General features: G+C 56.1%; 8 protein-coding genes and 2 pseudogenes. 6 read left to right on the top strand and 4 right to left on the bottom strand.

Annotated elements, in window-relative coordinates:
* Positions 1–354: 354 nt before the first annotated feature.
* Positions 355–663, bottom strand: coding sequence for a hypothetical protein (locus tag PVA19_RS22370; protein ID WP_337993161.1), 309 nt, complete (start codon positions 661–663; stop codon positions 355–357).
* On the opposite strand from PVA19_RS22370, the gene PVA19_RS22365 reads away from it, so the two are divergent.
* The 3 genes and pseudogenes from PVA19_RS22365 (at position 601) to istA (ending at position 2,531) form a co-directional block, all read left to right on the top strand.
* Entirely contained in the window at positions 601–741 is a 141-nt protein-coding gene (locus PVA19_RS22365; RefSeq protein WP_337993160.1) for a peptidylprolyl isomerase, read from the top strand. The genes PVA19_RS22370 and PVA19_RS22365 overlap by 63 nt on opposite strands.
* Positions 738–908 (top strand): hypothetical protein, encoded by a 171-nt coding sequence (locus PVA19_RS22215; protein ID WP_236769834.1) that lies wholly within the window; start codon positions 738–740, stop codon positions 906–908. The genes PVA19_RS22365 and PVA19_RS22215 overlap by 4 nt, the downstream gene beginning before the upstream one ends.
* A 96-nt stretch (positions 909–1,004) precedes the next feature.
* A pseudogene (istA, locus tag PVA19_RS22210) lies at positions 1,005–2,531 on the top strand (IS21 family transposase).
* A gap of 38 nt (positions 2,532–2,569) precedes the next feature.
* On the opposite strand, the gene vapC reads toward istA, so the two are convergent.
* From vapC to PVA19_RS22195, 3 genes and pseudogenes are all read right to left on the bottom strand, one after another.
* Complete coding sequence (gene vapC / locus PVA19_RS22205) at positions 2,570–2,977, bottom strand: type II toxin-antitoxin system tRNA(fMet)-specific endonuclease VapC (protein ID WP_274104273.1); 408 nt, start codon at positions 2,975–2,977, stop codon at positions 2,570–2,572.
* Entirely contained in the window at positions 2,977–3,207 is a 231-nt protein-coding gene (vapB, locus tag PVA19_RS22200) for a type II toxin-antitoxin system VapB family antitoxin (RefSeq protein WP_111846490.1), read from the bottom strand. Before vapB ends, vapC begins: the two co-directional genes overlap by 1 nt.
* 177 nt (positions 3,208–3,384) lie before the next feature.
* Positions 3,385–4,061 (bottom strand): annotated as a pseudogene (locus tag PVA19_RS22195) (HNH endonuclease).
* A gap of 33 nt (positions 4,062–4,094) precedes the next feature.
* Here PVA19_RS22195 and tnpA point away from each other — a divergent pair.
* From tnpA to tnpC, 3 genes are read left to right on the top strand one after another with little or no spacing between them, the layout of a single operon-like run.
* Positions 4,095–4,517 carry an IS66-like element accessory protein TnpA gene (gene tnpA, locus PVA19_RS22190; protein WP_274104270.1) on the top strand — a complete coding sequence of 141 codons (423 nt, stop codon included), beginning with the start codon at positions 4,095–4,097 and terminating at the stop codon, positions 4,515–4,517.
* Positions 4,498–4,851 carry an IS66 family insertion sequence element accessory protein TnpB gene (tnpB, locus tag PVA19_RS22185; protein ID WP_274104269.1) on the top strand — a complete coding sequence of 118 codons (354 nt, stop codon included), beginning with the start codon at positions 4,498–4,500 and terminating at the stop codon, positions 4,849–4,851. Before tnpA ends, tnpB begins: the two co-directional genes overlap by 20 nt.
* Positions 4,852–4,903: 52 nt before the next feature.
* The gene (gene tnpC, locus PVA19_RS22180; RefSeq protein WP_274104268.1) at positions 4,904–6,493 is read left to right on the top strand and encodes an IS66 family transposase; all 1,590 of its coding nucleotides are present in this window, start codon (positions 4,904–4,906) and stop codon (positions 6,491–6,493) included.
* Positions 6,494–6,571: the final 78 nt, after the last annotated feature.

Here is a 6,571-nt window from a genome sequence, read left to right as displayed (position 1 = left end):
GTTATTATGATTGATTGCCACCAATTATCAGCGCCCTTCCAATCTGCCTTCTCATCCATATGCCCATAGGATTCGCCCATCATTTTGATTCCTCACAATCAGAAAACCTATAAAATCATCTATTTATAACAGTCAGAATTATCAGTCCTCGCAAACAAATGCACCCCAAATAATCCACGCTAAATCCCTTCCCCAAGATAGCTTCAATTAATTTATATTTTTGCCTCGGCCAATCTACACTTTAAGTGCCAATCCCTACCACTGGTGAACTCGCGTCGCTCGCAAATCACGCCCGCCAATCCATTTCAGGGTAAATTATTCCATTCACACAGTATAAAATATATAATATGTGTATTAATTTATTATATATAGGTATAATATGCCATAAAGCCCTCTCTCGAACCTTTGCCGCCGTTGACAACAAACCGAACCGATGGCGTAAATGACAACATGATTGCGGCGGTCCTTATCGAGCGTTCCAAAACTATTTTGCCAGACGGTGCGATCGTCGAGATCGTTGTCTGAAAAGTGCCGGAGCCCGTTCCTGGTAGCACGCACCTGTTCAAGTATCGACTGTTTTACGGAACGGACGGTCGCCGCATCGTCGGTTTCGAAAACAAACGCGGTAAAGGCAATCATCGTCACCTTGACGAAGCTGAGCATCCTTACTCGTTCACGACGACCGATACCCTCCTATCCGATTTTCGGAAGGAAATAATCAAGAGGAGGCAGAAACCATGAGAGAAGCCTTAATTCAAATCCGAGCAGACAGTGAAGCTGCCCTTGATGAGGCGTTTGTCAGGGCAACGAACGCAATGCGCTCAGGTAATTCCTCTGAGCCTGTCGCAGTCTTCACCTTCTCGTCGCCGGCGCAGCTTTTTTCCGTCATTAGTGTTGATTTCCACTGAGAGCTGACCCGGCGCAGCCAGATATTTCCATTGAGAATTGACCCATGTTTCAACCGTCCCTCGTATGTTTTCAGCGGGGGCTCTGGAGTGATCAACATGGCGTTACTTTGCGTAATCCGACGCTGGCATTTTCGAGAGCATCTATCGATCCGGGAGATTTGCCGCAGGACCGGCTTATCCAGGAATACCATCCGCAAATATCTGCGGGCCGGCGGCGTGGAGCCGAAATTCAACGTGCCGGATAGGCCGAGCAAGCTTGATCCGTTTGCAGATCGGTTATTGGCCTGGCTGAAGACGGAGTCGAAGAAGAGCCGCAAGCAGAAGCGGACGATGAAGCAGCTACACGTTGATCTTGTCAGCCTCGGCTACGAGGGGTCCTACAATCGTGTGGCGGCATTTGCGCGGGAATGGCGCGATGATCGTCAGAGGGAATTGCAGACGACCGGCCGCGGGACACTTGTGCCCCTGGCGTTCGAACCAGGCGAGGCCTTCCAGTTCGACTGGTCAGAAGATTGGGCGATTCATCGGCAATGAGCGCACCAAGCTGCAGATCGTCCACACGAAGCTGAGCTACTCCAGGGCCTTCATCGTCCGGGCATACATCCTGCAGACGCATGAGATGCTGTTCGATGCCCATAACCATGCCTTCCGTGTCTTCGCTGGCATTCCTGGTCGCGGCATCTACGACAACATGCGCACGGCGATCGACAAGGTCCGTCGTGGCAAGGAGCGCGACGTCAACGTCCGCTTCATGGCGATGGCCAGTCATTATGTGTTCGAGCCCGAGTTCTGCAATCCGGCGTCCGGCTGGGAGAAGGGGCAGTTCGAGAAGAACGTGCAGGATGCGCATCATCGCTTCTTTCAACCGATCCCGCGCTTTCCATCACTGGAGGCCCTGAACGATTCGCTCGAGGAGCGTTGCAAGGAGTTCTGGGCCAAGACGCCCCACGGTCAGATGCGTGGCACCATTGCCGACATCTGGGCCGAGGAAGTCCCAGCTCTCATGCCGCTCTCCAGGCCGTTCGACGGGTTTGTCGAATATACGAAGCGGGTCACGCCAACCTGCCTCGTGCATCTGGAGCGCAATCGCTAGAGCGTTCCGGCATCCTTCGCCAATCGACCGGTGAGCCTCCGGGTCTATCCGGATCGTATCGTGGTCGCCGCAGAAGGCCAGATCGTCTGCGAGCACCGTCGCATCATCGATCGGTCCCATGATCGGCCAGGACAGACAATCTATGACTGGCGTCACTATCTGGCGGTCGTACAGCGCAAGCCCGGTGCTCTTCGCAACGGCGCACCGTTCATCGAGCTTCCCGATGCATTCCGGACCTTACAGCAATACCTGCTCAAGAAGCCGGGTGGCGATCGAGAGATGGTCGATATCCTGGCCCTCGTCCTTCAGCACGACGAACAGGCAGTGCCGTCTGCCGTCGACATGGCGCTGAAGTCTGGCGTTCCGACCAAGACGCATGTGCTGAACCTGCTGAATCGGCTCGTTACGGTAAATCCTTCACGCCGCCGACCCTCGATGCCCCTCAGGCACTGACGCTCACCAATGAACCCAAGGCCAATGTTGAACGATACGACGCCTTGAGAAAGACGGAGGCTCGCCATGCGTCATAATCCAGCAAGCGGCCGCCTTCCACGGGGCCAGAGAGTAATCAGTCCTCTTTGGTCCAGTCTTCTACCCTTAAGCCGGGCACGCGGTCGAATTCCCTGCGGTTGTTTGTAACCATGATCAGCCCGCGCGAGCGCGCGTGACCTGCGATGAGTGCATCATACGGACCGATGGGAGTACCGAGGCGTCCAAGCTCTGCTCGTAACTCACCTGTATGGCTTGCAGCCGGCTCGTCATAGGGAAGGACGCCAAGCCGCGAAGAGAACCCTTCCACGATAGCGAGGTTCTTCTCGGGGCTTGCCGATTTTTCCGCCCCATATATCAGCTCCATCATGGTAACCGAACTGACGCACAACTGATCCTGAAACCGATTGAATGCCTCCCGCACCCGCTGCGGACGGTTTTTAATCGTGAAAATACAAATGTTCGTATCGAGCATGTACCTGAGCATCAAAATGCCTCGCGCTCCTGCGCAGCAGGCTGGTCGCGCTCATCCATAAAGTCGGAAGTCACAAGAGGTCCGTCGAACCAGCTATCCCATATCTCACCGGCGGGCGCTATGATGCGAGTGCGTCCAACAGCAACGATATCGACGCGCTTAACGTCGTCAGGCAGAGCGACTGCCTTTGGGAGGCGGACCGCTTGGCTACGATTAGTCTTGAAAACTGAGCCCTGCTCCATCTCTTCATATCTCCCGGTGCAACCAAACCCAATGTAGTCATCGCGGAGGGATATGTCAAGGCGGTATACAATTTCAATCCGGCCCAATACGCCATGGATAGGGACCAGAAAGTCGTAGATACGTGGGACTCTTAATCAGGGCCGCCAGAAGGCATTAGATAAATTCGTCGGCCAACGTCAGTGCTTGAAGGTGTTTTCGCGATGCCAACTTAAAAACTGGGGATGCGGCCGTTGGTGAACAACGCTCGGGACAATCGCTCTTCCCGTCTTGTTGATTAGCCCTAGAATGCTATCGTGATCGTTCGCGTGACGTGAGCGGCGTCTACCACGGCACGACCACCACCGTTGATCAGCTTCAGTCCAGTTATCGCGCATCGTTTATCATAGGCTTGTAGGACGAGACGCCGAAACAGCCGATCTCTGACAATTCGAGACGACAGCTGCATGATCCGCTCCCTATCGCGCTCGTATAGGAAGGGCTCCTGAACTCTTTCGGAAAGATCGTTCAGCGATGACGTCTCCAGCGACTCGCCGGTTCGCGGTAATTCGAGTTGATCTTCCGCCAATCCCAACGACAGAATCCGATTGAAATCGGCAGCAGATATTGATCGGACCGCAGCCTGTGCACGGCCAGAAATCCGCCCCGCTTCGTTCAGTACGCCTCGCTCAACAACACCATCCTGCCCACTAAACGCAACGGGGTTTACGAAATCGAGATAGCTGCCAGGTTCGATAAGCGCCAAATACATGCCTGGCGCTTTGGGATCTGGAATAACCTGAGCGACCTTGGCGACAGCGAAATATCGTAAGCGCGAATTTCTACGCACCTTCTGAGGGAGATTGCTCTCAGGCATGAGGTGTCCACCAAAATAGGTGGACACCAAATCATGGATGTAGATGCTCCTAAACTGCAGGTTCGGCTTGTTGGCCGCGACGGCCGCCGTCGATATGACCCTGCTTCTCGTGATCAGCTCGTCGCAGCGTGTTTAGAGCCCGGCGTTTCGGTGTCTCGACTTGCGCGGGAACACGGCGTGAATGCCAATCTCGTACGCAAGTGGATGAAGAAGGCCATGGAGGAACGTCTTCTGCCTTCGGTCTCGGCATTCGTCCCGGCTCAGATTGCTCCAGATATGCCTCCGACTTTTGGCGCCGATTTAGTGACGAAGAGCGCGCCGTTGGGCAAGCCGTGCCAGGCGTCCAAGGTGAGTGCGCTCCTGCCGAACGGGATCAGCCTGACCGTTGAGTATGACGATGAGAATGGGCTGGCCGCAATCATAGGAGCGTTGGGTCATGTTCAGACTGGGCGCTGATCTCAAGGTCTACCTGCATCGGGAGCCGATCGACTTCCGTGCCGGCATCAATAGCCTTGCAGTCCTGGTTCAGGAGACGATGGCGCTGGACCCGTTTGCCCCTGCGGTGTTTGCCTTCTGCAATCGCCGGCGTGACTGGATGAAGCTGCTGTTCTTCGATCGATCAGGCTTTGTGTTGATCCTGAAGCGATTGACGGAAGACAAGTTCCGATGGCCGCGCCGAGAGGTGCCGGTGGTCACACTCACAACCGAACAACTGCATTGGATTCTCGACGGTATCGATATCGATGCGATGATCCGCCATCCCGTGCGGCAATATCAGATTGCCGGCTGAGGTTACGTGTTGATCTGTTGACGCGGCGACGCGGTTCAGATTCAAAACTGGGATGATCCGAGCCGGCGAACCGAGCGTTGCAGAACTGATGGCGCAATTGGCGGCAAATGCCGCCGAAATTGCTGCGCTGAAAGCCGAGAAGGAAGCGCTGTCACGGCGGGTCGTAAAGCTGGAAGAAGAGCTGGCGCTCGCAAGGCTGCACCGGTTTGCTCCCCGCAGCGAAAAGCACATTGATCGCCTCTTCAACGAAGCCGAAGAGGCTGCGGAGGAAGATGGCAGCGATGACGGCGATGCTGCCATCGATCTCCCTGATACAGGCCTACCCGCGGTCGACAGCACCGCAGGAAAGGAGCGGGGCCGCAGACCCTTGCCGCAAGATCTTCCACGTGAGCGAGTCGAATACGACCTTGCTGACGATCAGAAGACTTGCCCGTGCTGCAGCAGCCAAATGCATCGCATGGGCGAGGCCGTTACCGAGCAACTCCATATCGAGGTCAAGGCAAAGGTTCTGCAGAATGTGCGGTTCAAATACGCCTGCCGCCATTGCGACCGCACCGGGATCAACACGCCTGTCGTGATCGCACCGATGCCGCCGCAACCATTGCCAGGCAGCATCGCTACCGCTTCGACGCTGGCCTTCGCACTCGTCCACAAATACGTCGACGGCACACCGCTCTACCGCGTGGCACAAACGTTCGAACGGGCCGGCGTACCGATCAGCCGTGGCGCTCTTGCGCACTGGGTGATCGGTTCAAGCGAGAGGCATCTGCACCGCATCTATGATGCGCTGAGGCTGAAGCTTCAGTCGCAGCCTCTCATTCATGGCGATGAGACGACAGTTCAGGTGTTGAAGGAAAAGAACAAGGAAGCCACCAGCACGTCTTACATGTGGGCGTACCGCAGCGGCGAGGACAGTGACGAGCCAATCGTGCTTCTCGATTATCAACCCGGCCGCGGCCAGATCCATCCGCAGACCTTCCTCGGTGATTATCGCGGCATATTGGTAAGCGATGGCTACCTAGCCTGGCGCACCATCAATGGCGCAGCCCATGTCGGATGCATGGCTCATTCACGGCGGCGCTTCGTCGAGGCCCTCAAGACCCGCAAAAACGGAGGCGGACCGCCGGAACAGGCGCTCCGGTTCTTCGAGCAGCTCTACCGGATCGAAAAGCAGGCGCGAGACAGCAAGCCCTACGCGAGTGAAACGCAGGCCGATTGCGTTCGCCGTTTCCGCCAACAGCATAGCTTGCCTGTCCTCACCGCACTCAAGTCATGGCTCGACAACATCGCGCCGAAGGTCGTACCCGATACCAAGCTCGGCGATGCCGTCTCCTACACCCTGAACCAATGGGATTACCTGACGCGCTACATCAGCGACGGCAGGATGCCGATCGACAACAACATTCTGGAACGTGATATCCGGGTCTTCGCCACCGGAAGAAAGAGTTGGCTGTTCAGCGACACCGCTGACGGAGCCAAGGCCAGCGCCGTGGTCTACAGTTTGATGCTCACTTGCCGCGCCTGTGGGATCGACCCACTCACCTGGCTACGCCACGTGCTCACTGAGCTGCCGCAGCGCGACGAAGCGGCCGACATTGGCGACCTGCTGCCGTTCAACTTCTCCAAAACCTCCGCTGCCTGATAGAGCCGGATATCGCTACGCAAGAGGGCCGGGTCAGCGATGCCGCCTACGTCAATGCGCATAGAAAATCGCGCTTAC

Source organism: Agrobacterium sp. CNPSo 3708 (assembly GCF_028674915.1).
In the GTDB taxonomy this organism is placed as follows: domain Bacteria; phylum Pseudomonadota; class Alphaproteobacteria; order Rhizobiales; family Rhizobiaceae; genus Agrobacterium; species Agrobacterium cavarae.
The sequence above is the reverse complement of the archived record's forward strand: the minus strand, read 5'-3'. Positions and strand labels throughout refer to the sequence as shown.

Bases quoted from the DNA above. Each gene is read 5' to 3' on its own strand.
- vapB (WP_111846490.1), bottom strand. From the start codon at position 3,207: ATGGAGCAGGGCTCAGTTTTCAAGACTAATCGTAGCCAAGCGGTCCGC.
- PVA19_RS22370 (WP_337993161.1), bottom strand. From the start codon at position 663: ATGCTCAGCTTCGTCAAGGTGACGATGATTGCCTTTACCGCGTTTGTT.
- vapC (WP_274104273.1), bottom strand. From the start codon at position 2,977: ATGCTCAGGTACATGCTCGATACGAACATTTGTATTTTCACGATTAAA.
- tnpB (WP_274104269.1), top strand. From the start codon at position 4,498: ATGTTCAGACTGGGCGCTGATCTCAAGGTCTACCTGCATCGGGAGCCG.
- tnpA (WP_274104270.1), top strand. From the start codon at position 4,095: ATGGATGTAGATGCTCCTAAACTGCAGGTTCGGCTTGTTGGCCGCGAC.
- tnpC (WP_274104268.1), top strand. From the start codon at position 4,904: ATGATCCGAGCCGGCGAACCGAGCGTTGCAGAACTGATGGCGCAATTG.
- PVA19_RS22215 (WP_236769834.1), top strand. From the start codon at position 738: ATGAGAGAAGCCTTAATTCAAATCCGAGCAGACAGTGAAGCTGCCCTT.